The 24185-nt window shown below is 65.8% G+C and carries 25 protein-coding genes and 1 tRNA gene; 8 read left to right on the top strand and 18 right to left on the bottom strand.

The features are described 5' to 3' along the window. Positions 1 to 89 precede the first annotated feature (89 nt). The 3 genes from ACDI39_RS16215 to ACDI39_RS16225 all read right to left on the bottom strand — a co-directional run bounded on the left by ACDI39_RS16215 (position 90) and on the right by ACDI39_RS16225 (position 3001). The gene (locus ACDI39_RS16215) at positions 90 to 335 is read right to left on the bottom strand and encodes a 4Fe-4S dicluster domain-containing protein (protein WP_253080622.1); all 246 of its coding nucleotides are present in this window, start codon (positions 333 to 335) and stop codon (positions 90 to 92) included. A gap of 195 nt (positions 336 to 530) precedes the next feature. After that, complete coding sequence (locus ACDI39_RS16220) at positions 531 to 2255, bottom strand: fumarate reductase/succinate dehydrogenase flavoprotein subunit (protein WP_253080623.1); 1725 nt, start codon at positions 2253 to 2255, stop codon at positions 531 to 533. Further along, positions 2252 to 3001: a GntR family transcriptional regulator gene (locus ACDI39_RS16225; RefSeq protein WP_225786688.1), complete on the bottom strand. Its 750-nt coding sequence runs from the start codon at positions 2999 to 3001 to the stop codon at positions 2252 to 2254. Before ACDI39_RS16225 ends, ACDI39_RS16220 begins: the two co-directional genes overlap by 4 nt. A 211-nt stretch (positions 3002 to 3212) precedes the next feature. Between ACDI39_RS16225 and ACDI39_RS16230 the strand changes: the two genes are divergently transcribed. From ACDI39_RS16230 to ACDI39_RS16240, 3 genes are all read left to right on the top strand, one after another. After that, positions 3213 to 3289, top strand: a tRNA-Arg gene (locus ACDI39_RS16230). 163 nt (positions 3290 to 3452) lie between these two features. Next, positions 3453 to 5186, top strand: coding sequence for a dipeptidase (locus ACDI39_RS16235; RefSeq protein ID WP_486536945.1), 1734 nt, complete (start codon positions 3453 to 3455; stop codon positions 5184 to 5186). Between the two features lie 194 nt (positions 5187 to 5380). Continuing rightward, positions 5381 to 5818 (top strand): CBS domain-containing protein, encoded by a 438-nt coding sequence (locus tag ACDI39_RS16240; RefSeq protein WP_225786692.1) that lies wholly within the window; start codon positions 5381 to 5383, stop codon positions 5816 to 5818. Here ACDI39_RS16240 and ACDI39_RS16245 read toward each other — a convergent pair whose 3' ends face one another. The 3 genes from ACDI39_RS16245 to ACDI39_RS16255 all read right to left on the bottom strand — a co-directional run bounded on the left by ACDI39_RS16245 (position 5819) and on the right by ACDI39_RS16255 (position 7291). Further along, positions 5819 to 6457 carry an NADH:ubiquinone oxidoreductase subunit N gene (locus ACDI39_RS16245; RefSeq protein WP_225786693.1) on the bottom strand — a complete coding sequence of 213 codons (639 nt, stop codon included), beginning with the start codon at positions 6455 to 6457 and terminating at the stop codon, positions 5819 to 5821. It abuts the gene before it with no gap. A gap of 71 nt (positions 6458 to 6528) precedes the next feature. Then, positions 6529 to 6771, bottom strand: a complete 243-nt coding sequence (locus ACDI39_RS16250; protein WP_225786694.1) for a DUF2789 domain-containing protein — start codon at positions 6769 to 6771, stop codon at positions 6529 to 6531. 61 nt (positions 6772 to 6832) lie between these two features. Further along, positions 6833 to 7291 carry an aminoacyl-tRNA deacylase gene (locus ACDI39_RS16255; protein WP_225786695.1) on the bottom strand — a complete coding sequence of 153 codons (459 nt, stop codon included), beginning with the start codon at positions 7289 to 7291 and terminating at the stop codon, positions 6833 to 6835. 95 nt (positions 7292 to 7386) lie between these two features. Here ACDI39_RS16255 and ACDI39_RS16260 point away from each other — a divergent pair, with 95 nt between their 5' ends. Continuing rightward, positions 7387 to 8757, top strand: a complete 1371-nt coding sequence (locus ACDI39_RS16260) for an NfeD family protein (protein WP_225786696.1) — start codon at positions 7387 to 7389, stop codon at positions 8755 to 8757. 2 nt (positions 8758 to 8759) lie between these two features. Continuing rightward, positions 8760 to 9512 (top strand): slipin family protein, encoded by a 753-nt coding sequence (locus tag ACDI39_RS16265; protein ID WP_253080625.1) that lies wholly within the window; start codon positions 8760 to 8762, stop codon positions 9510 to 9512. Between the two features lie 21 nt (positions 9513 to 9533). Here ACDI39_RS16265 and ACDI39_RS16270 read toward each other — a convergent pair whose 3' ends face one another. From ACDI39_RS16270 to ACDI39_RS16280, 3 genes are all read right to left on the bottom strand, one after another. Next, positions 9534 to 10166, bottom strand: coding sequence for a LysE family transporter (locus ACDI39_RS16270; RefSeq protein ID WP_486536946.1), 633 nt, complete (start codon positions 10164 to 10166; stop codon positions 9534 to 9536). Positions 10167 to 10247: 81 nt separating this feature from the next. After that, positions 10248 to 10835 carry a mechanosensitive ion channel family protein gene (locus ACDI39_RS16275; RefSeq protein ID WP_225786699.1) on the bottom strand — a complete coding sequence of 196 codons (588 nt, stop codon included), beginning with the start codon at positions 10833 to 10835 and terminating at the stop codon, positions 10248 to 10250. Then, positions 10835 to 12745, bottom strand: coding sequence for an ATP-binding cassette domain-containing protein (locus ACDI39_RS16280; protein ID WP_225786700.1), 1911 nt, complete (start codon positions 12743 to 12745; stop codon positions 10835 to 10837). The genes ACDI39_RS16275 and ACDI39_RS16280 overlap by 1 nt, the downstream gene beginning before the upstream one ends. A gap of 69 nt (positions 12746 to 12814) precedes the next feature. Here ACDI39_RS16280 and ACDI39_RS16285 point away from each other — a divergent pair, with 69 nt between their 5' ends. Next, positions 12815 to 13297, top strand: coding sequence for a TIGR02444 family protein (locus tag ACDI39_RS16285; RefSeq protein ID WP_225786701.1), 483 nt, complete (start codon positions 12815 to 12817; stop codon positions 13295 to 13297). On the opposite strand, the gene ACDI39_RS16290 is transcribed toward ACDI39_RS16285, so the two are convergent. Continuing rightward, on the bottom strand, positions 13273 to 14334 hold the full coding sequence (locus tag ACDI39_RS16290) for an AlgP family protein (RefSeq protein ID WP_225786702.1): 1062 nt from the start codon (positions 14332 to 14334) through the stop codon (positions 13273 to 13275). The two genes, ACDI39_RS16285 and ACDI39_RS16290, sit on opposite strands and share 25 nt — an antisense overlap. Positions 14335 to 14558: 224 nt before the next feature. Between ACDI39_RS16290 and ACDI39_RS16295 the strand changes: the two genes are divergently transcribed. Next, positions 14559 to 15224: an FKBP-type peptidyl-prolyl cis-trans isomerase gene (locus ACDI39_RS16295; protein WP_225786703.1), complete on the top strand. Its 666-nt coding sequence runs from the start codon at positions 14559 to 14561 to the stop codon at positions 15222 to 15224. A 9-nt stretch (positions 15225 to 15233) separates the two neighbouring features. Here ACDI39_RS16295 and rsd read toward each other — a convergent pair whose 3' ends face one another. The 7 genes from rsd to ACDI39_RS16330 all read right to left on the bottom strand — a co-directional run bounded on the left by rsd (position 15234) and on the right by ACDI39_RS16330 (position 21724). After that, a complete protein-coding gene (gene rsd, locus ACDI39_RS16300) occupies positions 15234 to 15704 on the bottom strand; it encodes a sigma D regulator (protein ID WP_225786704.1) in 471 nt (156 codons plus the stop codon). 231 nt (positions 15705 to 15935) lie between these two features. Further along, entirely contained in the window at positions 15936 to 16442 is a 507-nt protein-coding gene (locus tag ACDI39_RS16305) for a disulfide bond formation protein B (RefSeq protein WP_225786705.1), read from the bottom strand. Between the two features lie 220 nt (positions 16443 to 16662). Then, positions 16663 to 17901 carry a heme biosynthesis protein HemY gene (locus ACDI39_RS16310; protein WP_225786706.1) on the bottom strand — a complete coding sequence of 413 codons (1239 nt, stop codon included), beginning with the start codon at positions 17899 to 17901 and terminating at the stop codon, positions 16663 to 16665. After that, complete coding sequence (locus ACDI39_RS16315; RefSeq protein WP_225786707.1) at positions 17898 to 18998, bottom strand: uroporphyrinogen-III C-methyltransferase; 1101 nt, start codon at positions 18996 to 18998, stop codon at positions 17898 to 17900. Before ACDI39_RS16315 ends, ACDI39_RS16310 begins: the two co-directional genes overlap by 4 nt. Before the next feature lie 45 nt (positions 18999 to 19043). Further along, a complete protein-coding gene (locus ACDI39_RS16320) occupies positions 19044 to 19814 on the bottom strand; it encodes a uroporphyrinogen-III synthase (protein WP_225786708.1) in 771 nt (256 codons plus the stop codon). Then, a complete protein-coding gene (gene hemC / locus ACDI39_RS16325; RefSeq protein ID WP_225786709.1) occupies positions 19811 to 20752 on the bottom strand; it encodes a hydroxymethylbilane synthase in 942 nt (313 codons plus the stop codon). The genes ACDI39_RS16320 and hemC overlap by 4 nt, the downstream gene beginning before the upstream one ends. Before the next feature lie 228 nt (positions 20753 to 20980). Continuing rightward, the gene (locus tag ACDI39_RS16330) at positions 20981 to 21724 is read right to left on the bottom strand and encodes a LytR/AlgR family response regulator transcription factor (RefSeq protein ID WP_225786710.1); all 744 of its coding nucleotides are present in this window, start codon (positions 21722 to 21724) and stop codon (positions 20981 to 20983) included. A gap of 309 nt (positions 21725 to 22033) precedes the next feature. Here ACDI39_RS16330 and argH point away from each other — a divergent pair, with 309 nt between their 5' ends. After that, positions 22034 to 23428, top strand: a complete 1395-nt coding sequence (gene argH / locus ACDI39_RS16335; protein WP_253090669.1) for an argininosuccinate lyase — start codon at positions 22034 to 22036, stop codon at positions 23426 to 23428. A gap of 46 nt (positions 23429 to 23474) precedes the next feature. Here argH and ACDI39_RS16340 read toward each other — a convergent pair whose 3' ends face one another. Next, positions 23475 to 24134 carry a glutathione S-transferase gene (locus tag ACDI39_RS16340; RefSeq protein WP_225786712.1) on the bottom strand — a complete coding sequence of 220 codons (660 nt, stop codon included), beginning with the start codon at positions 24132 to 24134 and terminating at the stop codon, positions 23475 to 23477. Between the last annotated feature and the right edge of the window lie 51 nt (positions 24135 to 24185).

The raw sequence follows: 24185 nt of genomic DNA on the forward strand, positions 1-24185 counted from the left end.
CGCCACCAGGCGGGGTGGTGGGAAACGAGGGGGCTTTGCAGATGGGCGTCCGGTGGTTTGGCCGGATGGCGTGAGGCTAAGGGTTCGTTTCAGCGCAGCAGGTAGGGAATGTCGACCTTCACCGCGCCAGTCGGGCAGTCTTTCTCGCAAGGCATGCAGTACCAGCATTCGTCGAAGGCCATGTAGGCCTTCTGCGTGGCCGGGTCGATGGCCAGCAGGTCCATGGGGCAGACATCGACGCAGACGGTGCAGCCCTTCTCGGCGATGCACTTGTCTTCGTCGATGGTCACCGGGGCGCTGCTGCGGAAAAAGATGTCCTGGGGACGATAGGGCATGTCACGGAGTCCTTGGAGCCTTTGGCTCTCGTTTCTGAGTTCTTCGGTGATCCAGTGGGGCTGCCTTGCAGCCCATCGCCGGCAAGCCGGCTCCCACAGGGGGCCAGTGGAGCTCACAAATCTGTGCCATGCAGCGGACTCTGTGGGAGCCGGCTTGCCGGCGATGGGGCGCGAAGCGGCCCCAAAGGGCAGTGTCTAGGCAGCGTCAGCCTTGACCCTCAATCGCTCGTACGCGGTCTGCTCCTCGGCATCCAGGGCCACCAGGTACGGCTCGACCGCTTTCTTGAAGCTGGTCATCCGCCCCTGTTCGTCCTTCTTCAGATGGCAATGGCAGAACCACTCACGGTCATTGCGCTCGGGGAAATCGACCCGGTGGTGGTACAACCCCCAGCGGCTCTCCTCGCGAAACAGCGATGCCCGGGCCGCCATCTCGGCGCAGTCACGGATCACCGTGACCTCCATGGCACGCATCAGCTCGTGCGGGTTGCTCGCTTTCATCTGCGCCAGGTCCTGCTCGATCTCGGCGAAGCGCGCCAGGCCGATTTCCATCTTCTTCGTCACCTTCGGCGGTTGCAGGTAGTCATTGACCATGCGCCGCAGTTTGTACTCGACCTGTGCCGGCGGCAGGCCATGCTCGCGATGCAGCGGGGCGAACACCCGCGCCTGCTCGCGTTCGACCTGGGCCTGGTCCACTGCGGCCAATGCACGACCGGCCACGTACTGCGCCGCGTTGACGCCGGCGAACCAGCCATAGGTGAAGGCGCCGAGCATGTAGTTGTGCGGCACGGCGGCCATGTCGCCGGCGGCGTAGAGCCCGCTGACGCTGGTCTCGGCCTTCTCGTTGACCCACACCCCCGAGGCCGAATGCCCGGAGCAGAAGCCGATCTCGGAGATGTGCATCTCGACCATTTGCTGGCGATAGTCAGTGCCACGGCCGGCGTGGAACTGGCCACGGCTGGGGCGCTCGTTGCCATGCAGGATCTGCTCGATGGTCTGGATGGTCTCCTCGGCCAAGTGGTCGAGCTTGAGGAACACCGGGCCGTTGCCGCCTTCGAGTTCCTGGTGGAACTCCCACATCATCTGCCCGCTCCAGTAGTCGCACTCGATGAAGCGCTCGCCCTTGCTGTTGGCGGTGTAGCCACCGAGGGGGCCGGTGACGTAGGCGCAGGCCGGGCCGTTGTAGTCCTTGATCAGTGGGTTGATCTGGAAGCACTCCAGGTTGGCCAGCTCGGCTCCGGCGTGGTAGGCCATGGCATAGCCATCACCGGCGTTGGTCGGGTTCTCGTAGGTGCCCATCAGGTACCCGGAGGACGGCAGGCCCAGGCGGCCGGCGGCGCCGCAGGCGAGGATCACCGCCTTGGCACGGATCACCCGGAACTCGCCGCTGCGGCAGTCGAAGCCCATGACCCCGGCAGCAGCGCCTTCGGCGTCCAGCAGCAGGCGGGTGCAGACCATGCGGTTGCTGATGTCTACCCGGGCACGCTTGAGCTGGCGGTACAGCACCTTCTTGATGTCGTGCCCTTCGGGCATGGGCAGCACGTAGGCGCCCATGTGGTGGACCTTTTTCACCGCGTAGTCGCCCGTCTCGTCCTTCTCGAACTTCACGCCCCAGCGGTCGAGCTGCGAGAGGGTCTCGAAGCTATGGGTGGCATAGGCATGCACCGTGGCCTGGTTGACGATGCCGTCGTTGGCCACGGTGATTTCCTTGGTGTACTGCTCGGCGGTGGCGTGGCCGGGAATGATGGCGTTGTTCAGGCCGTCCATGCCCATGCTGATGGCGCCACTGCGCTTGACGTTGGCCTTGTCCAGCAACAGCACGCGCAGGGTCTTGTCCTGCTCCTTGGCCTTGATGGCGGCCATGGGGCCGGCGGTGCCGCCGCCGATCACGACGATGTCGTAGTCCTGGGTGTCGATGCTCATGGCTTGGGTCCCTTCTGACGGTCGATGCGCAGGCGATACTGGAAGGCATCGCCGCGGTAGTAGAGGTGCTCGAAGTCCAGCGGCGTGCCGTCGGCGGCGTGGGTCAGGCGCTCGATGCGCATGATCGGCGAGCCCTCCTCCACCTCCAGCGCCTGGGTCAGGTCGCTGTCGGCCAGCACCGCATCGATGGCCAGGTCGGCGTGGCCCAGGGCGATGCCGCAGTCGTTCTCCAGCACCAGGAAGATGTCACGGGTGGCCAGGTCGGTCTTTTCCAGTTTTTCGCCGATGGCCTTGGGCAGCCAGGTCAGCTCGAGCGACACCGGCTCGCGGTTGATCAGGCGTACCCGGCGGATCTCGGTGACCAGGCTGCCCTCCTCCACCTGCAAGCGCGCCGCCACCAGCGCGTTGGCTGGCACATGGCGCAGGCTGCGCAGACGGTTGAGCACCTCGTAGCCCATCTGGGTCATGGACTCGGCCAGGCCTTGCAGGGTGGTGACGTTCTGGAACGCCTTGGGCTTGGCGACGAAGGTGCCCTTGCCGTGGATCTTGAAGATCAGCCCCTCCTTCTGCAGGTCGCCCAGCGCCTGGCGCACGGTGATGCGGCTGACGTCGAAGGCCTTGCCCAGCTCGTTTTCCGAAGGCATGCGGCTGTGCGGCGGGTAGGTGCCGTCGAGGATTCGCCCGCGCAGCAGTTCCTTGAGCTGGGTGTAGAGCGGTACCGGGGAGAGGGGGAGCAGTTCGGCCATGGGATCTCTTCGCTATGGACTGACTTGTTATAACAAGTTGTGACCAGAGAGTAGCGAGCATAAGAGCCCCCGGGGAAATACCGATATTGAATATGGTTATTCACAAGCACGGGCCCCAAGGCACGCCCATCGCTGCCCGAGACCCTGGAAAATCACCCTGAATCAAGGCGATGGACGTCATCGACGCAGATGGGTATCATTGCGCCCCGTTGCACTCGTAGCTCAGCTGGATAGAGTACTGCCCTCCGAAGGCAGGGGTCGTGGGTTCGAATCCCGCCGAGTGCGCCATACCTGAAAAGCCCTGGGAACCTTCCCGGGGCTTTTTCGTTTGTGCGACATCGCACGCTTGGCACTCCCGTACCGCAGGCCATTGGTGTTAGCGTGAGCGTCTTCCCGTTTCCTACAAACGGGTACCTCCCTTCCAACGCTCAGCAAAGGAATGCGCTCGCCCATGTACCTGAAAAAACTCACCGCCGCGACCCTGCTGCTGGCCAGCCTGGGCTTGTTCGCCAACCAGGCCCAGGCCAACCTCACCCCGCAGCAGTCCGCCGCGATCCTCAAGGCCTACGATAACAGCGACCCGGCGGATTTCCGCCGGTTCCTCGGCCAGCTTGCCAGCAGCGAACTGGCCAAGGCCGACAACCTGGCTGAAACCCTCAAGGCGTACCTGGCCAACAAGCCGCTGGGTGCCGAGCAACAGAACGAGATCCACCGCTTGCTCGGCCTCTACACCCGCATCAAGTACGGCAAGGCCGCGACCGAGACCCTGCGTGAGCTGGTGGCCATCCCGACCTTCCAGGTCGAGGGCGTGCCGCAGCACGAGAACCCCGAGTTCCTGAAGATCGCCGACAAGATCAAGGCGCTGGCCGAGGGTTTCGGCCTGCACTTTCGCAACATCGACAACCGGGTCTACGAGATCACCCTGGGTGACGACGCCAAGGAAGTGGTCGGCATCCACGCCCATGCCGATGTAGTACCGGTGAACCCGGACAACTGGAAGCTCGAGGACGGCACCCGCCTGGACCCGTTCAAGGTCACCCTGGTGGGCGATCGCATGTATGGCCGCGGCACCGAGGACGACAAGAACGGCATCGTCGTGGCGCTGTATGCGCTGAAGGTGGCCAAGGACGAAAAACTGCCCCTGGCCCGTCAATTCAAGCTGTTGGTGGACACCACCGAGGAAACCAGCGGCGATGCGATCCCCTACTACTTCGCCCGCAACCCCACGCCCACCTACAACCTGGCGCTGGATGGCGGCTACCCGGTGGTGATCGCCGAGAAAGGCTACGGCACCGTGATGGCCAGCTTCCGCCGGCGCCCCGCCACCGGCAAGGGGGCGGAAATCATCCACCTGACGGGCGGGCTGGCCACCAACCAGATCCCCACCACCTCGGTGGCGACCCTGCGTGGCGACAATCCCACCGCCCTGGCCGCAGACCTGCAGAAGGCCGGTGCCGACTACGTCAAGCGCAACGGCGGCGATTTCATCCTCGATGCCAAGGTAGCCGGCAAGGAAGTGGTGCTGACGGTGACCGGGGTCTCGGCCCACTCTTCGGAGCCCGAATCGGGGATCAACCCCGTGGCCCGGATGCTCGACTTCCTCAACGGCCTGGGCGACCAGGTACCGCTCAAGCACAACCACATCACCGATGCCGCGCGCTATGCGGCCGATAACTGGGGGCTGGACTACTTCGGCAAGAAGCTTGGCGTGGACTTCGAGGACAAGTTCATGGGCCCACTGACCGCTTCGCTAACCTACGTCGGGCTCGATCAGAAGGCCCTCAAGCTGGCGGTGAACCTGCGCATTCCAAAAGGCAAGGCGATTGCCACGATCAAGGATGAGCTGGCCGACAAGCTCGGGACCTGGGCCCGCGGCAGCCACACCTCGGTAGCGTTCGAGTACAGCCTCGACGAGCCGATGTACCGCAACCCCGAAGGCGAATGGGTCAAGGCCTTGCTCGCCGTGGCCAGCGAGAACCTCGGCCTGCCCCATGAGTTCGGCGCCTCCGCCGGCGCCACCTCGGTGCATGACCTGCCCAATGGCGTGCAGTTCGGCCTGGCCATGCCCAACGTGAAGTACACCGGGCACAACGACAACGAGTTCAAGACCGTGGAGCAGTTCATGCTGGACCTGCAGATCGTCAGCGAGATGGTGGCGCGGATCGGGCAGATGCCAGAGCTCTGAGCCTTCGGTACGCGCCATTTGGGCGATGGGCTGCAAGGCAGCCCAATACCGCCCAACTGCCCACGAAGCCCCCAGCCCCCGCCAATGACGTTTTTCAATCAAGTCCATGCCGTTTTCCGCATTGCCGTGCAGGACGCCGTGCAGGATGCTTTATTTACTGCCGACACATCGCTTTTCCACCCGCAGAGGCCCGTATGAAGAACGTCGAAGAAATCCTCAAGACCAAGTCTCAGCATCAGACCGTCTACACCATAGGGCCTGACGACTCGGTGCTCGACGCCCTGAAGTTGCTGGCGGAAAAGAACGTCGGTGCACTGCCGGTGGTGGAGAACGGCCAGGTGATGGGTATCGTCAGCGAACGCGACTACGCCCGCAAACTGGTGCTCAAGGGCCGCTCGTCGGCGGCGACGCCCGTGCGCGAGATCATGAGTGCGCCGGTGGTCACAGTCGAACCCAAGCAGAACCTGGAGTACTGCATGAACCTGATGACCAACCGCCACCTGCGCCACCTGCCGGTGGTGAGCAACGGCGAACTGCTCGGCCTGCTGTCGATCGGCGACCTGGTCAAGGAAACCATCGCCGAACAGGCCAACCTCATCCTGCAGCTGGAGCAGTACATCCGCGGCGAGTGATCAGTGGTAGGCGCGCTCCAGTTCGTCCAGCTGATGGTCGAAGCTGCGCAGGCGCGCCGACCAGGTGTACACCAGCACTTCCAGGTCGCGGTTGAGCACTGCGGTATTGCCCCCATCGCTGCCCCGTGGGTCGCACAGGTCGAGCTGATAGCGCTCGCGAGCCATGGCCGTGGCCACGCTGGAAAGGTCACGGGCATTGGCCAGCCAGCGGTGATGAGGATCGTGGACCTCCCGGTCCAGCTCCCGACACTGACGCTTGAGGGCATCCAGGCTCTGCTCCAGCGGCGTGCCCTTGAGCTCGCCCATGACCTCCTCGAAGGTCCTCCCCGAATGCCAGTAGCTGCCCCAGAAATAACGATCGAATACGGTCTCGACCCGGCGCAGGGCCACCTTGGTGTTCCAGATGCTCAGCAACGTTCGCCCCTGGCTCACTTCGCGCTTGTTCAGGTGCAGTTGCTGCCAGGCGATCCAGGCCAGGGCGCAGAGCGCCACCGCCGCGGTGACCGCGGCGGCGGCATACAGGAACTGCACGGCCTGGTCCATGTGGTGGACGTGCCGGATACCGTAGAAGTAACCCGCCGTCAGGGTGCCCAGGATCGTCACGGTGCACCAGAATCCTGGTGCGTAGGGATCTTTCATCGCGCTATCCCCTTTTTGTTTTTCCTGAGCATAGCAACGGCCAAATCACTCAACAGGTGCCGCTCGGCGCTTTATTTGCGGGGGCGGCGCAACGCTTCGTTGAGTTGATCGAAGGGCACCGCCCAATCGGCATCGTCTATCACGCTCTCCTTGAGAAAGGCACGCTGGGCGTCGCTCCAGAACGGCGCATCCACCAGCTTGATCTCGTTCTTCAACGGCGAGTGCGTGGTGATGAACTTGTCGATGCTCTCGGCATCGTCCGCCAGGCCCAATTGCTTGAACAGCTCGGAAAATGGATGGATCGGTGCTTCCATGATTCCTCCTCGGGCCGGGCGGGTCGTCCACGACGCCGGCCCGGCATTGGCTTGAACGTCATCAGCACAGTTCGCGCACTTCGGCGTGCGGAACCAGCTTCAGGTATTGCTCCATGCTCATGTGGATCAAGTGATCGTGATCACCTGCCTCCAGGTAGACATCGCCCTGGCGGGTAAGGCTCGGGTCGAGCAACATCTTCACGTCATAGGCATCGCCGAGCGCCGGGATGGCGCCGCGCTCGCAGTCGCCGAACAGCGTCGGCAGGCCACTCTCGCGGGTCAGTTGCCAGGCGCCGGTCATGCGCACCTTGCTCATGTCCAGGTGCCGGTTGGCCGGCAGCACGGCCATGAGGTAGTTGCCATGACGGTCGTCGAGCATCACCGACTTGGCGACCCGTTCGGCGGGTACGCCGGCAGTGCGTGCCGACTCCAGGCTCGTGGCCGAGTGTGGATGGGAAATGATGTCGTAGTCGCAGTTGGCCTGGTCCAGGCGCTGCTGCAGGGTCTTGGCCATACGCATGATGCACCTCCGGTTTAGCCCCCAACCTGAAGTTTAGGCCCTGGTCCGGCGAGCACGACTAAACTTCGGGGACAGGTCCGACGAGGTGACGACAGGTGATCGCTCGCTGCTGGTACTGCCTGCTGCTGTTACTGATGCTCGGCGCGGCCCCGGGAGGCCAGGCCGCACCAGGCGGTAGCGTGTGGGTGCTGGGCATCGACGATGCCATCGGCCCGGCCAGTGCGGACTACCTGGTACGCGGTCTGGAGCAGGCACAGGAGCAAGGCGCGCAGTTGGTGGTGATCCGCCTGGACACCCCCGGTGGGCTGGACAGCTCCATGCGCCAGATCATCAAGGCGATCATCGCCAGCCCCGTACCGGTGGCCAGCTTCGTCGCCCCCAGCGGCGCCCGGGCCGCCAGCGCCGGGACCTATATCCTGTATGCCAGTCACGTGGCAGCCATGGCGCCGGGGACCAACCTGGGCGCGGCCACGCCGGTGCAGGTCGGCGCCCCCGGCCCGCCCTCCTCGCCCGCCTCCAAGGACAAGGACGAGAAGGCCTCCGCCCCCGAGGGCCAGGACGCCCTCACACGCAAGCAGGTCAACGATGCCGCCGCCTACATCCGCGGCCTGGCGCAGTTGCGCGGACGCAACGCCGACTGGGCCGAGAAGGCCGTGCGCGAGGCGGTCAGCCTGCCGGCCAACGAGGCCCTGCGCCTCAAGGTCGTCGACTTGGTGGCCAACGACCTGCCCGACCTGCTACGCCAGCTGGACGGCAAGACCCTGGAGGTCGCCGGCCAACCCCGTCAGTTGCAGACCGCCGGCGCCCTGGTGCTCGAGCATCCGCCAGACTGGCGCACCCGCCTGCTGGCGGTGATCACCAACCCTAGCGTGGCACTGATCCTGATCATGATCGGCGTCTATGGCCTGCTGTTCGAGTTCATGAACCCCGGCTCCGGGGTTGGCGGCGTGGTCGGCGGTATCTGCCTGTTGCTGGCCTTGTACGCCCTGCAGTTGCTACCGGTCAGCTATGCCGGCGTGGCGCTGATCCTGCTCGGCTTGGCGTTCATGATCGCCGAAGCGTTCCTGCCCAGCTTCGGCGTGGTCGGCTTCGGTGGCATCGTAGCCTTCGTGGTCGGCGCGGTGATCCTGATGGATACCGAAGCGCCCGGCTTCGGTATCCCTCTGGGCTTGATCGTCAGCCTGGCAGTGCTCTCGGCGGTGCTCCTGGGCGGTGTGCTGGGCATGGCCCTCAAGGCGCGACAGCGGGCCCTGGTCAGCGGCGATGCCGGCCTGGTCGGCAGCCTGGTCACGGTGACCCAAGTGATGGCGGACAACCCGTTCTGCGGCTCGGTGCAGGCCCAGGGCGAACAATGGCAAGTTCAATGCGCGACCCCATTGCAGCCTGGGCAGCATGTGCGGGTAATCGCCCGCCATGGCGTGATGTTGGAGGTCAGTGCCACCGCGCCCGCGGCGCAAGGAGAGTGAAGATGTTCGTTCAGTTCGGTTTCGGCGCCTTGCTGGCATTGCTTGGCGTGCTGTTGGTGTCGGCACTGCGCATCCTGCGCGAGTACGAGCGTGGCGTAGTGTTCCAGCTGGGGCGCTTCTGGCAGGTCAAGGGGCCAGGGTTGATCATCCTGATCCCGGGGATCCAGCAGATGGTCCGGGTCGACTTGCGCACCGTGGTGCTCGACGTACCGCCCCAGGACGTGATCACCCGTGACAACGTCTCGGTCAAGGTCAACGCCGTGGTGTACTTTCGCGTGCTCGACCCGCAGAAGGCGATCATCCAGGTCGAGGATTTCCTCACCGCCACCAGCCAGCTGGCCCAGACCACCCTGCGCGCCGTGCTCGGCAAGCATGAGCTGGACGAGCTGCTGGCCGAGCGCGAGCAGCTCAACTCGGACGTTCGCCAGGTGCTGGACGCCCAGACCGATGCCTGGGGCATCAAGGTGGCCAACGTCGAGATCAAGCATGTCGACCTCAACGAGTCGATGGTCCGCGCCATCGCCCGCCAGGCCGAGGCCGAACGCGAGCGGCGGGCCAAGGTGATCCACGCCGAGGGTGAGTTGCAGGCGTCGGAGAAACTTATGCAGGCCGCACAGATGCTCGGCAAGGAACCGGGGGCCATGCAACTGCGCTACATGCAGACCCTGGGCTCGATCGCCGGAGACAAGAGCTCGACCATCGTCTTTCCGTTACCGGTGGACCTGCTCAAGGGATTGGTCGACAAGCAGCGCTAGCGGGGCCACTCAACTGCTGGCCTAGACCGGCGCGCGACGCAGGGTGGCCAGGAAGGTCGCCGCGCCGATGAACAGCCCGGCAAAGGTCCGGTTCAAACGCTTCTGCTGCCTGGGCGTGCGCAGCATCCGCAGCACCCGGGCCGCCAGCCCGGTGTAGCCGGCCATCACCAGCATGTCGACGCTGATCATGGTGAGGGTGATCGCCAGGTACTGGGGCAGCAGCGGGGCATGCGGATTGATGAACTGCGGCAGCACCGCGAGCATGAACACCAGCGCCTTGGGATTGCTGACATTGACCAGGAAACCGCGGAACACCAGGCTCAACGGCTTGCCGATCGGGCGCACGCCCGACGAATCGTCCATGTCCATGGGCAACGCGCGCCATTGCCGGTACGCCAGGTACACCAGGTAGGCGACACCGAACCATTTGATGATCTGGAACGCGGTGGCCGAGGCGGCGAGGATCGCGCCGACACCGGCGGCGATGATGGCGATCTGCACGATCAGGCCCAGTTGCAGGCCCAGGGCGTTCCAGTAACCACGCCAGAAACCGTACTGCAGCCCACTGGACATCGAGGCGATGGCCCCGGCACCCAGCGACAGGCTGATCACCCAGCACGCGGCAAAGAAGGCCAACCAGGTTTCCATCGACATCGCACACCTCGTTCGAACATGTTGCAAAACGTTAAGCTACGGTGTTGGTGAAATTTTCACCAGCGATTTTTCAGCTGCCGCTCAATCGGCCTCGCCTGTCGTGTCCTGGGCCAGCACCGGCACTTCGGTACCGCGCCAACGCCGCACGGCCTTCTGGAAGAACTGGCTGTTGGGCACCTGCACCAGCGCCCCACCCGCCTCCGGCACTTCCAGCAAGGTGGTATAGAGCAGGTTGATGGCGATCACCCGCCCCTTCACACCGGGCTTGTCGAGGGTGTCGACCAGCTCGACCACATCGCCGATGCGAAACGGCCCCACGGTGAAGATCAACACCGCGCAGAGCAGGTTGGACAATACGCTCCAGATGGCGAAGAAGGCCACCGCCGCCACCGCGACGAAGCCCGACAGGGCGGTCCACAGCACCGTGGCCGAGACACCCAGGCGCTCCAACACGAACAACAGTGCGCTGCCCATGATCAACCAGCGCAGGCTGCCGCGCACCGGCACCAGCAGCTCCGGCGGCAACGGGTAGCGATCGCCCAGGCGGCTCAGGCCGCGGGCGACGATGCGTTGCAGGACGAATGCAGCCACCAGGATCAGCAGGATCTGCAGCCCCAGCCAGAACGGCTCCATCCATTGGCCCGGCAGTAGCGTGCGCAGCGCCTCCATCAGGACAGCGCCTCCAGCTCGGCCTGCATGCTTTCGAGCGTCTCCAACGCCTCCATCCAGGCCTCCTCCAGCTCGCCCTCACGCTGCTTGAGCGTGCTCTGGCGCGCCAGCAGGTCGCGCAACTCGTCCTTGCGCGCAGCCTCGTAGAGGCCCGCGTCGCCCAGGGCGGCCTCGATCCCGGCCAGTTGGGCGTGAACCTGGCCCAGTTCGGCCTCCAGCTTCTCGGCGGCACGCTTGTGCGGCGCCAGTTGCTGGCGCAGGGCTGCAGCAGCCTGGCGCTGGGCTTTCTTGTCGGTCTTGTCCGGGTTGGCTGGGGCATTGCTGGCGGGCGCACTGCGCTGACGGTAATCGATCAGCCAGCGGCTGTAGTCGTCCAGGTCGCCATCGAAGGCCTGGACCTTGCCGTCGGCCACCAGCAGGAAGTCGTTGGTGGTGCTCTTGAGCAGGTGACGGTCGTGGGACACTACCACCACCGCTCCACTGAACTCCTGCAAGGCCATGGTCAGGGCCAGGCGCATCTCCAGATCCAGGTGGTTGGTCGGTTCGTCGAGCAGCAGCAGGTTCGGCCGCTCCCAGGCGATCAGCGCCAGGGCCAGGCGCGCCTTCTCGCCACCGGAGAAGTTGACCACCGGCTCGTCGACCCGGTCGCCATGGAAGTCGAAGCCACCGAGGAAGTCGCGCAGGGTCTGCTCGCGCTCGGTCGGGGCGATGCGCTGCAGGTGCAGCAGCGGGCTGGCCTTGTCGTCGAGGGCGTCGAGCTGGTGCTGGGCGAAGTAGCCCACGGCCAGGTTCTCGCCACGTACCAGACGCCCGCCCAGCGGCTCCAGCTCACCGGCGAGGTTCTTGATCAGGGTCGACTTGCCGGCGCCGTTGGGGCCGAGCAGGCCGATGCGTGCACCCGGCGCCAGCTGCAGCTTGACCTTCTCCAGGATCACCTTGTCGCCATAACCGAGGCGGCCCTCGGACAGGTCGAGCAACGGATTGGAGATTTTCTGCGACTCGCGAAAGACGAAGTCGAACGGCGAATCCACATGGGCCGCCGACAGCTCCTCCATGCGTTCCAGCGCCTTGATCCGGCTCTGTGCCTGACGGGCCTTGGTGGCCTGGGCGCGGAAGCGGGCGATGTATTTCTCCATGTGCGCACGGCGGGCCTGCTGCTTCTCGTAGGCCTGTTGCTGCTGCGCCAGGCGCTCGGCACGGGTGCGCTCGAAAGCGGTGTAGCCGCCGCGGTAGAGGTTGAGCTTGCGTTGCTCGACGTGCAGCACATGGTCGACCACAGCATCGAGGAAGTCGCGGTCGTGGGAGATCAGCAACAGTGTGCCTGGGTAGCCCTTGAGCCAGTCTTCCAGCCAGAGGATGGCATCCAGGTCCAGGTGGTTGGTCGGCTCGTCGAGCAGCAGCAGGTCAGATGGGCACATCAGCGCCTGCGCCAGGTTCAGGCGCATGCGCCAGCCACCGGAGAAATCGCCGACACGGCGGTTCATCTGCTCGGCGGTGAACCCCAGGCCGGCCAGCAGCTTGCGCGCACGGGCGTCGGCGGTATAGCCGTCGGCGCTCTCCAGCTCGCTGTGCAGGCGCGCCAGGGCGGTGCCGTCGTGGGCCGACTCGGCGGCTGCCAGCTCGGCCTGGACCTGGCGCAGGCGCACGTCGCCGTCGAGCACATAGTCCACCGCCAGGCGATCGAGGGTGTCGACCTCCTGACGCATGTGGGCGATGCGCCAATCGCTGGGGAGCTGGCAGTCGCCGGCATCGGGCGAGAGCTCGCCGCGCAGCAGGGCGAACAGGCTGGATTTACCGGCACCGTTGGCGCCGATCAGGCCGGCCTTGTGACCGGGGTGCAGGGTCATCTCGGCGCCTTCTAGCAAGCGCTGCGGACCACGCTGTAAAGTGAGGTTCGATAGTCTGATCATGATGGTCGCGGAGTCTATCAGCTTCCCCTGCAACCACACAGGCCACTTGATCGTCGGCGCGAGGCGAACATGCATACCGATTTGTGGCGCCATGCCTTGGCGCTTTATGGGCAACCCGGCGTCGAAGCCGCCTGCCTGGAGCTGCAGGCGCTGGGCGGCGATGTCTGCCTGCTGCTGTGCGGTACCTGGCTGCAGGCCGGTAACGTCCAACCCGATGCCGAGCGCGTACACGCACTCCGGAGCCTTGCCGAACCCTGGCAGCGGCAAGTGGTCGCCCCGCTGCGCGTCCTACGCCAGCAATGGCGTGCCGATGCCCAGGACGATGCGCACCTGGCGGTGCTGCGTGAGCAGGTCAAGGGACTGGAACTGGAGGCGGAGCGCACCTTGCTGGCGCGCCTGCAGGAGCAGGCAAGGGCATGGCCCGCAGGCCCAGACGGGCCCACGGACGATTGGCTGGCCTGGCTGGCGCCGGACCAGGCCCGCGGCCACGACGCGCTGCATCGCTTGCGCGTCGCGGCCGAGGCGCTTCAGGACGCCGTGGACGGCGACTGAACCGGGTTGCTGGCCGGTGCCGGCGAGGCGCTGGCTGGCGCGGCCGAGTTGGTCACTGGCGCCGGGGCGCTGGTGGCGGGTGCGGCCGGCTTGCTTTCGACAGGTTTGCTCGCGGCAGGCTTGGCCGCTGCCTTGGCAACCGCCGAGCGGGTAGCGCCGGGCTTGGCTGCCGGCTTGGCGGCTGTGGAACGGGTTGCAGCGGGTTTGGCAGCAGGTTTCGCAGCATTGGCCCTGGCCGCAGCCGGTTTCGCCGCTGGCTTGGCCGCTACGGGCTTGGCGCTGGACGCTTTCGCCGCAGGCTTGGCCGCTGGTTTCGCAGCGCTGGCCTTGGCCGGCGCCTTGGCAGCAGGCTTGCTGGCGGCCTTGGCCGCCGGTTTGGTCGCAGCAGCCTTGGCAGGTGCGCGGGTGGCGGCGGTGCCCTTGGCCGCAGTCGCGGCAGCAGCCCTAGCCGGCGCCTTGCTGGCAGCCGGTTTGGCGGCACTCTTGGCAGCCGGTTTAACGGTGCTCTTGGCAACTGGTTTGGCTGCAGCGGCCTTGGCCGGTGTGCGGGTGGCGGTCGGCTTGGCGGCGGGTTTCGCGGTGGCGGGTTTGGCCGCAACCTTGGCAACGGGCTTGGCGGCTGCCTTGGTGGCCGCGGCACGCTGGTCGAGGGCCTTGCCGGCAGCCTCGCGTACCTTGCCAACGCCCTGGGCCAGTTTCAGGCTTTCCTGGGCATCACGCTTGAGTTGCTGGATATAAGTACGGGTCTGGGTCTGGCGCTCTTTGAGCGAGTCGAGCAACGCTTCAAGTTCGCCGGTGGCTTTCTTCGCCTTGTTCTGCGCCTTGGCTTTACCGGCCTTGGCGGCATCCTGCAACTTCAGGCGTGCGTTGTGCAGTTTCTCCTGGGCCTTGCCACGTTGTTTTTCCAACTTGGCCAGCAGTTTTTCCGCATCCGCCAGCGCTTGCGAGCAGGCATCTTCCAAATGTTCGAGCAGACTACCCGAAAGTTGCTGGAGCAGGTGCAACGGCGTACTGACTGGCTTCTTCTTGGCCGACATGGTTTACCTCCTGGCTGACGAGATTGCGGCTCATACTATGCTTCTGCTGCTAACGCCGCTAGGGCATGTTGACAGTATTGGTGCCGCCGCGTTGCATGCCTGGGCAAAGTTGTTATCTTGCAGCTCGGTGCAAGTGTAGTTGCCCAATAAGCAATTGCTGATATTTACACATTTCCCGCCAACAAGGCTGGCATACTTCCGGCTCATTGCCGCAGGAGCCAACCGTGCCTCGCTATCTTGTTCTCGGGCTGTGCCTGGCCGCCCCCTTCGCCTTCGCAGGCCCAGACACCGCCCCCGCCAACGACCACGACCTCGCCTACAGCCTGGGCGCCAGCCTCGGCGAGCGGCTGCGCGAGGAAGTACCCGGCCTGCAGCTCGATGCCCTGGTGCAAGGCCTGCGCCAGGCCTACCAGGGCCAACCGCTCAAGCTCGACGCGCCACGCATGCAGGCCATTCTCCAGCAGCATGAGGCGCAGGCCGCTGCCGCAGCCGAACAAGCCCAGGCGGAGCAGCTCCAGGTCGCGGAGCAGCGTTTTCTGGCCAACGAACGCGCCCGCGCCGGCATGCATGAGCTGGCCGGTGGCGTTCTCTACAGCGAACAGGTGCCTGGCAACGGCGCCCAACCCAAGGCGGGCGGCAAGGTGCAGGTACGTTACGTGGGGAAATTGCCCGACGGCTCGGTGTTCGACCAGAACCTGCAACCCCAGTGGTTCAGCCTGGGCTCGGTGATCGAAGGTTGGCAGGTGGCGTTGCCACACATGAAGGCAGGGGCGAAATGGCGGCTGGTGATCCCCTCGGCGCAAGCCTACGGCGCCGAAGGTGCGGGCGACCTGATCGCGCCCTACACCCCCCTGGTATTCGAGATCGAATTGCTGGCGGTGGCCGACTGAGGCCAGGCGTCAGGCCTGGACCGCCCCTTCTTCCTTGTGGGCGTTGTGCAGCACCTCGATCAGGCAATCCTCCAGCTCGAAGCGCTCGTGCAGCAGGCTGCCCAGCTCGCCGAGTTTCTTGGAGAAACGCTCGGGGTCCTTGCACTGGCCTTTTTCGCAATGGTCGTTGAAGGCCAAAGCGATCTGGGTGATGTCGTTGATCCGCGGGTTGATCTGCTCGGCCAGCTCCAGCGCGCCGTCGTCGCCGAAGGCCTTGGCCTCGCTGACCAGTTGTTCGCAGACTTCGAAGTGCCATGCCGAGACATAATCGACCAGGATCTCGCAGAAACGGCCGTTCTGCTCCTTGTCGGCAAAGGCCGGCTTGGCGTCGCGCAGGGCGCGGAAGGCGTGCACCAGTTCCTGGCGCTCCTCCAGCCAGCGGTCGATCAGCTTGTGAACCCCACCCCAGCGTTCCTGAGCGTTCTGACAACTATCGAGCATGGCTATCTCTTCCCTTCTGGGTAGATGCCGCTGCACCTCGCACCACAACACCACAGCACAAAGGTGACATCAGCAGGACGGCATCGAGCAGTTGTGTTTTCGGTATGCGTGCAGGGAGATTATTCCCGCGCGTGCTGACCATCAAGGTACGCATCGGACAAAGTTCGTACAAGCGTTTAATCTCGTTGCGGCTCACCACTGGTCGAGCGATCGTGGCGGGCTTGCCCTGGATCAAGCGTTGCCCAGGCGGCGCAAACAAAACCTCAGCAGCCAGGACAACGGCAGCGCCGACAACAGCAGGAACGCCAGCAGGCTCCACTCGGGCAGGGTCAGGTCGAGAAAGCTCCAGGTCAGCGAGTCGCAGTCCGGGCCGCCCAGCAACAGCATCTTCAAGGCCTGGCCCCAGGACTGCTCCAGGACCTGCTGGAACGGGACATGGCAGGCTTCCAGCGGCATGCTCCCCCCCTGCAACCAGACATGCCGCGCCGCCAGCAGCGCGCCACCCAGCGAACAGGCCAAGGCCAGCGCGCAGTAGGCGCGCCGGCCCGACGAGCCGGGGTGGTGGATGACCGCGCACAGACAGACCAGCGAGTAGAGCCCCAGCAGAAAGCGTTGGCTGAAGCACAAGGGGCACGGCACCAGGCCCAGAACGCTTTCGAGGTGGAAAGAGGCAGCCAGCACCGCCAGCGAGGCGAGCCAGGCAGGAAGAAAGAACGTATGCAAACGGGCCAGCAGCATGAGCGATGTAGGTCCCGGGTTGAAGATATGGCTTGGAACGGTAGAGGAAAGGCGCGCTTTGTTTCAAGGCGCTACAGTGGGGACAAGTCGCTGATTGACAAGGAAAGTTTTCAACAATCAGTAGGAAATTTCCGAAGAAGGAAAGCGCAAACCCAGCCTTTGCGGCTGGAAAATCCACAAACCCAAGCGCCCGCGCACTGGCGCGGGCGCTTGGGGGTACTCAGGCTCGCATCCCCTCGGGCAATGGCAGGGCCAGCAGGCGCTCGTCCAACAGGCCCAGGCCTTCCTGGAACAGCTGGTTGCTGCGCTCGGTTTCGCCCAGGCCGGCGAGCAGGCGGGCCAGCTCGGCGCAGGTCTCTGGGTTACGCTCCAGGCGCAGGCTGCTTTCCAGGTAGTCGCGCGCCTTGCCCCACAGACGGTTCTGCAGGCTCAGGCGGCCCAGGGTCAGCAGCAGGCTCGCATCCTCGGGGTGCTCCTTGAGCCAGCCCTCGGCAGCCTGCAGCTGGCGCGCCGGATCATCGCCCCGTACCAGGCCGTACAAGCGAGCCAGGTGGCTTTCGTACTGGCGCTTGAGCGCGGTGCGCAGCACCTGCTCGGCCTCGCCCTGGGCACCGACCTGGCGCAGTTGCTCGGCGTAGGCCAGCACCAACTGCGGCTCCTGACGCTGGGCAGCGGTAAGTTGCTGCCAGGCACGCTCCAGGCCCTGGCGGGCGGCCTGGGCATCCTCGCCACGGGTCGCCGCCAGGCACAGGTTCTGGCCCCAGGCGCGCTGTTCCAGCTCTGCCAGCTCCTTGGCCGGCAGTACCTTGCCCTTGCGCAAATCGGGCAGCAGGCGGATCAGCGCCGGCCAATCGCCCCGCTCCAGGTGCAGGCGCTGCAGCAGGCGCAGCACCTGGGCGTTGTGCGGGTGACGCTCTTGCATGGCCAGCAGGGTGTCGAGCGCCCCCTCGGCATCGCCACGGTCCATCTGCAACTGGGCATGGGTCAGGGCGATGGCGAGTTCCGCCTGTGGCTGGCGTTCGAGAGCGCGCTCGAGCAGGTTGTCGCTGTCCTCGGTACGGCCCAGCTCGTTGGCCGCACGTGCGGCGCCAAGGTAATAGAGCAGTGGTTGGCGCTCGGCTTCGGCAGCCCGGTGCAAGTGGCGCTGGGCACTTGCCCAGCGGCCCTCGGCCAGGTCCAATTGGCCTTGCTCGATGGCGATGCGAGTACGCCGGCTACGGTTGCGCCGCGACCAGGGGTTGACCACACCGCTCGAGGTCAACACCAGGCCGACCAGGTAGCGCAACAGCCAGAGCGCCCCGACGATGGCCACCAGCGCCGCCAATGCCGCCCACAGCCCCGACTGGTAACGGAACCCGCCATAGGCGATCAGCACGTAGCCACTGTGCTTGGCAACGGCGATCCCCAGCGCCGCGGCCACCACGATCGCCAGCACCGCCAGCAGGTAGACACGCTTCATGGCTTGCCCCCTTCGGCTTCGGCCGGCAGGTGGCGACGCTGGATGTAGGCCTGCACCGCAGCCAGGCTCTCGCTCAGGTCGGGCGTGACCACCGAGACCGGCTGCTCGGCCAGCGCGTTGAGGCTGTCGAGCATGGCCTTGCTCTGCGGGTTGTCGGCGTTGAAGTTGGCCAGCAGCACGCTGCGCGCATCGTCCAGGGCCTGGGTGTAGACCTTGGCCTCGCCGTTGAGCGCCGCCCACTGCGCCTGCTCGATGGTCAGGCTCAGGGCCAGGCGCAACTGGTTGAGCGATTGCCCGGCCAGCAACGGACGCACGTTCTCGTCGGCGTTGAACTCGATCTGGAAGTACTTGGAGATTTCTGCCCACCACTGGGACCAGCGGCTGGCTCCATCGCCGTCGGCGGTCAGGGCACCGAGGGCGTCGGCATTGCTGTCGAACTCGGGGGACTGGGCGCTGAGCTGCTGCACCAGCTCGCGCTGGGCCGCGAGCTTGAGGAACAGGCCGGTACGGTCAGGCTGCTGGGTGCTGTCGAGCATCGCCAGGCTGCGGGCCAGTTGCTCGCGGGCGGCGAAGGCGCCCGGGTCGCTCTGCTCGCGCAGGATCTCGTCGGCGCCTTCGACCAGGGCCTTGGCGCTGGCGATGTCCTGCAGGGCCGACAGGCGCAGGGTGGCCAGACGCAGCAGGTGCTCGGCTTCGGCCAGTCGCCATTCCTTGCGGCTCTCGCCGAGCACGGTTTCCAGGCGCTGGCTCAGGCGCTGCTGGTCGCCCTGCAACTGCGCCACCAGGCGGCGTCGGTCTTCCAGCTCGCTGGCCGCCGGCAGGCTGGCCAGTTGCGCGCTGATCTGCTGCTCTCGCTGCTGCAGCGCGCTGGTGCGTTCACTCAGGGCCTGCAGGTGCTGGCCCTGGCCCTGCTCGCTGCCTTGCAGCTGGCGGACCTGCCAGGCTCCCCAGCCCCCGACCGCGATCCCGGCCGCGCCCAGCAGCAGGGCCAGCAATGCCAAGCCATTGCCAGAGCGCTTGGCAGGTTTGGCGGCGGGGGTTTCCGGCGTCTCGGGCGCCGATGGCTGTTCGTTGTTGGACAAGACAGTTTCGCTCACGTATCCATCCTTTGCATGGGGGCGCGTCGCATTGAGCTTAGCGCCTTAGGAGGCAGGTGCAGCGCTACGCTGCACGGCTGCCAGCAAGGCCGCGGCACTGGCGCCACGGCAATCCACGATCTGTTGGGCGCCCGCCGCCCGGGCCTGTTCGGCGACCCGGGGGCTCGGCACGAACAACGGCACACGCGCCAGGCGCGGCCAGTCGGCACCCGCCAGGCGCAGCAGGTGTTCAAGACCTTGCCCACTGCTGACCACCAGGCCGTTGAGGCGTTCCGCCTCGATTCGACGCACCAGGGTCCCCTCCGGGTAATCCGGCAACTGGCGGCGATACAGTTCCAGATAATCGACACTAGCACCTTGCTCCCCAAGACGCTCGGCCAGCAGTTCGCGACCTCCCACACCCCGCACGACCAGCACGCGCGGCGTGGCGACGGCGGCGATAGCCTCGCCCAGGACCGGCAGTGCGAGCAAGGCTTCACTGTCATCGCCGTCAGCGGGGAAGTCGACCAGCAGGCCCTGGTCCTGGAGAATCCGCGCCGTGGCTGCGCCCACCGTGAACCAGCCCCGGCGAGGCGGCGGCAGGCCCGCCCCGGCCAGTTGCTCGAGCAGCAGGCGCGCGGCCGGCTTGCTGACCACGATGATCGCCTGGTAGTCGCGCAGGTTGGCCAGGCGCTGGCCTTGCCGGGCGTCCAGCACCACCGGCTCGATGGCCAGCAATGGCAGGCAACTGCTGGCAATGCCGGCGGCAGCGAGGCTCTGCGCCAGTGCCTGGCAGTCTTCCTCGGGCCGGGTCAGCAGCAGGCGCCAGGGGCTCACGGGTGTCCGGCCTCGCCATAGACATCCTTGAGAATGGCCTCGGCGCCCTGGCTGAGCAGGTCTTCGGCGACCTGCACGCCCAACGCCTCGGCGGCGCTGCGCGGAGCGCGTGCCTCGGCGCGCAGCAAGGTACCGCCGCTGGGCTGGCCGACCAGGCCGCGCAGCCACAACTGCTCGCCTTCGAGCACGGCATAGCAGGCGATCGGCACCTGGCAACCGCCGTTGAGGCGCTTGTTCAGGGCTCGCTCGGCCACCACGCGGTCGGCGGTGTCGGCATGATGCAGGGGTGCCAGCAGGGCATGGATTTCATGATCGGCACTGCGGCATTCGATGCCCACGGCCCCCTGGCCACCGGCCGGCAGGCTGTCATCGACACCGATGGTCGAGGTGATGCGTGCCTCGAAGCCGAGGCGGATCAGGCCGGCCGCAGCGAGGATGATGGCGTCGTACTCGCCGGCATCGAGCTTGGCCAGGCGGGTATTGACGTTGCCACGCAGGAAGCGGATTTCCAGGTCCGGACGGCGCGCCAGCAACTGGGCCTGGCGACGCAGGCTGGAGGTGCCGACGACACTGCCGGCCGGCAGCGCGTCGAGGCTGGCGAAGCGATTGGAAACGAAGGCGTCGCGTGGGTCCTCGCGCTCGCAGATGCAGTACAGGCCCAGGCCTTCGGGGAAGTCCATGGGCACGTCCTTCATCGAGTGCACGGCGATATCGGCCTCGTTGTCCAGCAGCGCGGTTTCCAGCTCCTTGACGAACAACCCCTTGCCACCGATCTTCGCCAGGGGCGCATCGAGCAACTTGTCGCCGCGGCTGACCATGGGCACCAGGGTCACCACGAGGCCCGGGTGGGCCTGCTCCAGGCGGGCCTTGACATATTCGGCCTGCCACAGGGCCAGGGCACTTTTACGGGTGGCAATACGGATTTCGCGAGTGGACATGAAACGCCCCGATCCAGAGAAATACCGCCGATCATAACAGCTCCGCCGGCCTTGCCAGCAGATCCAGGTCATCAGGCTACCCTGTAGGCGCGGTGTTTTATCATCCGAGGCTGCCTTGCCGACGATGGGGCGCGAAGCAGCCCCAGCTGGCAGCTGAAAGTATTGACTGAGCGGCTATCGCCTGGCCACGAACAAGGGCTAGGCCCTTGCCATACCGTGAAGCCCGTGTCAGAGCGTCTGCATCATCTTGCGCACACCCGCCACATGACGCCGGCTGACGGTCAGGGCATCGCCATCCAGGCCTTTGAGGAACAGCTGGAAATGCCCAAGCGGCGTGCGCTGCAGACGCTCGATGCGCTCCCGGGCCACCAGCGCGTTGCGGTGGATGCGCACGAAACGTTCACCGAACTCGTCCTCCAAGGCCTTCAATGGCTCGTCCAGCAACACTTCCCCGGCCTCATGGCGCAGGGTCACGTACTTGTGGTCGGCGATGAAATAGATGACCTGTGGCAAGGGGATCAGCTCGATGCCCTTGCGCGTTCGTGCGCTGATGTGGCTGCGCGGGCCGCCGCCCTCGTTGGCCGGCCGGGTCAGGGCCGCGAGCTGGGCGCGATTGGGCTTGTCGGCCTTGCGCAGGGCTTCGCGCAGGGCCTGGGGTTGGATCGGCTTGGTCACGTGGCTGAGGGTGCTGTCCTTGAAGGCCTGGCTGCCGTATTCGTCGTCGCCGGTGCAGAACACCACGGCCGGCGGCGCCTCGCGCTCGCACAGCCGGGCGGCCACCTGCAGGCCGTCCAGGCCAGGCATGCCGATGTCCAGCAGGACCACATCGGGTTTGTGGCTGTCGATCAGGGCCAGGGCCTCCTCGCCGTTGGTGGCGCTGGGCTCCAGCACGGTGTAGCCCTCAAGCTCGCCGAGCAGCCGGCTCAGGCGTTCGCGGGCTTGGGGTTCGTCATCAACGATCAGGACATTCATAATTGCGCTGGATTCCTGAGTGAGTCTCGCATCGGTATAGCGTAGACAGGTGTAGGGCGACCGACACCGCGGTCACGCTCTAGACCGACGCGATGGCCAAAGATTCACTGGCCTGGCAGTTTCGCCGCCAGCCCTTTGTCCAACTGTAGACGGTCCGTGGAACACTGCCGTTCAATCATTGAATATCCCCAGGACCCGCCCGCCTCCGCCTCGCCGGGGTTTCTCTCGACCGACGCCCCTGCGGCGCAGGCCTCAACCCTGTTATGATCGACGCCACTTTTTTCGTTCACGCCTTCAACGAGTGAATCCATGAGCACCGACAAGACCAATCAGTCCTGGGGCGGCCGCTTCAGTGAGCCCGTCGACGCCTTCGTCGCCCGCTTCACCGCCTCGGTCGATTTCGACAAGCGCCTGTACCGCCACGACATCATGGGTTCGATCGCCCACGCCACCATGCTGGCGCAGGTCGGCGTACTCACCGACGCCGAGCGCGACGCCATCATCGACGGCCTGAAGACCATCCAGGGCGAGATCGAGGCCGGCGCCTTCGACTGGCACGTCGACCTGGAAGACGTGCACATGAACATCGAGGCCCGCCTGACCGACCGCATCGGCATCACCGGCAAGAAGCTGCACACCGGCCGCAGCCGCAACGACCAGGTGGCCACCGACATCCGCCTGTGGCTGCGCGACGAGATCGACCTGATCCTGGCCGAGATCACCCGCCTGCAGCAGGGCCTGCTGGAGCAGGCCGAGCGTGAGGCCGAGACCATCATGCCCGGCTTCACCCACCTGCAGACCGCCCAGCCGGTCACCTTCGGCCACCACCTGCTGGCCTGGTTCGAGATGCTCAGCCGCGACTACGAGCGCCTGGTCGACTGCCGCAAGCGCACCAACCGCATGCCCCTGGGCAGCGCCGCGCTGGCCGGTACCACCTACCCGATCGACCGCGCGCTGACCTGCAAGCTGCTGGGCTTCGAGGCCGTGGCCGGCAACTCGCTCGACGGCGTGTCGGACCGTGACTTCGCCATCGAATTCTGCGCGGCTGCAAGCGTGGCGATGATGCACCTGTCGCGCTTCTCCGAGGAACTGGTGCTGTGGACCAGCGCCCAGTTCCAGTTCATCGACCTGCCTGATCGCTTCTGCACCGGCAGCTCGATCATGCCGCAGAAGAAGAACCCGGACGTTCCCGAGCTGGTTCGCGGCAAGAGCGGCCGCGTGTTCGGCGCCCTGACCGGCCTGCTGACCCTGATGAAAGGCCAGCCGCTGGCCTACAACAAGGACAACCAGGAAGACAAGGAACCGCTGTTCGACGCCGCCGACACCCTGCGCGACTCCCTGCGCGCCTTCGCCGACATGATCCCGGCGATCAAGCCGCGCCACGCGGTGATGCGCGAGGCGGCCCTGCGCGGCTTCTCCACCGCCACCGACCTGGCGGACTACCTGGTGCGCCGTGGCCTGCCCTTCCGCGACTGCCACGAGATCGTCGGCCACGCGGTGAAGTACGGCGTCGACACCGGCAAGGACCTGGCCGAGATGAGCCTGGACGAGCTGCGCCAGTTCAGCGACCAGATCGAGCAGGACGTGTTCGCCGTGCTCACCCTGGAAGGCTCGGTCAACGCCCGTGACCATATCGGCGGCACCGCGCCGGCGCAGGTGCGTGCAGCCGTGGCCCGGGGCAAGGCGCTGCTGGCTTCGCGCTAAGGCTTCCCCCAGTGCGAGGGCTACGCCCTCGCTCGCGGCATCCCCCTCAGCGCTTGCTGCGCATCATCTCCAGGAACGCCGGCATCGCCGCGTCCTTGTCCGCCACGATCCGCGCCATGTGCGGGTTCTCTCCCAGCTTCTCCAGCAATGCCCCTGCCTGCGGGAAGTCCGCCAGGAAATCGATGTTCAGCACCTTCTTGCCCACCAGGCAGGCCAGGTCCACCGAGAAACAGAACATCAGGTCGGCCAGCGTCAACTGCTCGCCCGCCACGTAGGGGGCGAAGCGGCCGTTGCGCTTGAGCGTGGCGAAACCGGCCAGCAGCTCGCTGCGGGCGCGTTCCTTGATCACCGGCTCCACCGCCATGCCGAAGAACGCCTCGGGGTAGCAGGTACGCGCCGGCAACTCGATGTACAGCTCGATCTCCTTGAGCAACTCGCGCACCTTGGCCTGGGCGAAGGCATCCGCCGGCAGCAGTGGCTTGCCGGCCTGGGTCTGCTCGATATAGTCGAGGATCACGCAGGTCTCGCTGATAAACCCCTGCTCGGTCTCCAGCACCGGCACCTTGCCGCGTGGGCTGATGGCCAGGGCCTGCGGGCTCTGGCCGGCGAAGAACGGCACCTCTTCGAAGGGCAAGCCTTTTTCCATCAGGGCCAGCTTGACCATGTTGTAGTAGTTGCTGACCGCGAATCCGTGAAGCTTGAGCATTGATACAGCCTCCAGGCCGTGTGGGGATGGCCCGGCTGTTATAGACCGATC

It is taken from the genome of Pseudomonas sp. Tun-23181 (assembly GCF_057415455.1).

What these genes read in the sequence shown, in the direction of transcription:
- ACDI39_RS16215 (WP_253080622.1), bottom strand. Translation starts at nt 335, where the DNA reads ATGCCCTATCGTCCCCAGGACATCTTTTTCCGCAGCAGCGCCCCGGTG.
- ACDI39_RS16220 (WP_253080623.1), bottom strand. Translation starts at nt 2,255, where the DNA reads ATGAGCATCGACACCCAGGACTACGACATCGTCGTGATCGGCGGCGGC.
- ACDI39_RS16225 (WP_225786688.1), bottom strand. Translation starts at nt 3,001, where the DNA reads ATGGCCGAACTGCTCCCCCTCTCCCCGGTACCGCTCTACACCCAGCTC.
- ACDI39_RS16235 (WP_486536945.1), top strand. Translation starts at nt 3,453, where the DNA reads ATGTACCTGAAAAAACTCACCGCCGCGACCCTGCTGCTGGCCAGCCTG.
- ACDI39_RS16240 (WP_225786692.1), top strand. Translation starts at nt 5,381, where the DNA reads ATGAAGAACGTCGAAGAAATCCTCAAGACCAAGTCTCAGCATCAGACC.
- ACDI39_RS16245 (WP_225786693.1), bottom strand. Translation starts at nt 6,457, where the DNA reads ATGAAAGATCCCTACGCACCAGGATTCTGGTGCACCGTGACGATCCTG.
- ACDI39_RS16250 (WP_225786694.1), bottom strand. Translation starts at nt 6,771, where the DNA reads ATGGAAGCACCGATCCATCCATTTTCCGAGCTGTTCAAGCAATTGGGC.
- ACDI39_RS16255 (WP_225786695.1), bottom strand. Translation starts at nt 7,291, where the DNA reads ATGCGTATGGCCAAGACCCTGCAGCAGCGCCTGGACCAGGCCAACTGC.
- ACDI39_RS16265 (WP_253080625.1), top strand. Translation starts at nt 8,760, where the DNA reads ATGTTCGTTCAGTTCGGTTTCGGCGCCTTGCTGGCATTGCTTGGCGTG.
- ACDI39_RS16270 (WP_486536946.1), bottom strand. Translation starts at nt 10,166, where the DNA reads ATGTCGATGGAAACCTGGTTGGCCTTCTTTGCCGCGTGCTGGGTGATC.
- ACDI39_RS16275 (WP_225786699.1), bottom strand. Translation starts at nt 10,835, where the DNA reads ATGGAGGCGCTGCGCACGCTACTGCCGGGCCAATGGATGGAGCCGTTC.
- ACDI39_RS16280 (WP_225786700.1), bottom strand. Translation starts at nt 12,745, where the DNA reads ATGATCAGACTATCGAACCTCACTTTACAGCGTGGTCCGCAGCGCTTG.
- ACDI39_RS16285 (WP_225786701.1), top strand. Translation starts at nt 12,815, where the DNA reads ATGCATACCGATTTGTGGCGCCATGCCTTGGCGCTTTATGGGCAACCC.
- ACDI39_RS16290 (WP_225786702.1), bottom strand. Translation starts at nt 14,334, where the DNA reads ATGTCGGCCAAGAAGAAGCCAGTCAGTACGCCGTTGCACCTGCTCCAG.
- rsd (WP_225786704.1), bottom strand. Translation starts at nt 15,704, where the DNA reads ATGCTCGATAGTTGTCAGAACGCTCAGGAACGCTGGGGTGGGGTTCAC.
- ACDI39_RS16305 (WP_225786705.1), bottom strand. Translation starts at nt 16,442, where the DNA reads ATGCTGCTGGCCCGTTTGCATACGTTCTTTCTTCCTGCCTGGCTCGCC.
- ACDI39_RS16310 (WP_225786706.1), bottom strand. Translation starts at nt 17,901, where the DNA reads ATGAAGCGTGTCTACCTGCTGGCGGTGCTGGCGATCGTGGTGGCCGCG.
- hemC (WP_225786709.1), bottom strand. Translation starts at nt 20,752, where the DNA reads ATGTCCACTCGCGAAATCCGTATTGCCACCCGTAAAAGTGCCCTGGCC.
- ACDI39_RS16330 (WP_225786710.1), bottom strand. Translation starts at nt 21,724, where the DNA reads ATGAATGTCCTGATCGTTGATGACGAACCCCAAGCCCGCGAACGCCTG.
- argH (WP_253090669.1), top strand. Translation starts at nt 22,034, where the DNA reads ATGAGCACCGACAAGACCAATCAGTCCTGGGGCGGCCGCTTCAGTGAG.
- ACDI39_RS16340 (WP_225786712.1), bottom strand. Translation starts at nt 24,134, where the DNA reads ATGCTCAAGCTTCACGGATTCGCGGTCAGCAACTACTACAACATGGTC.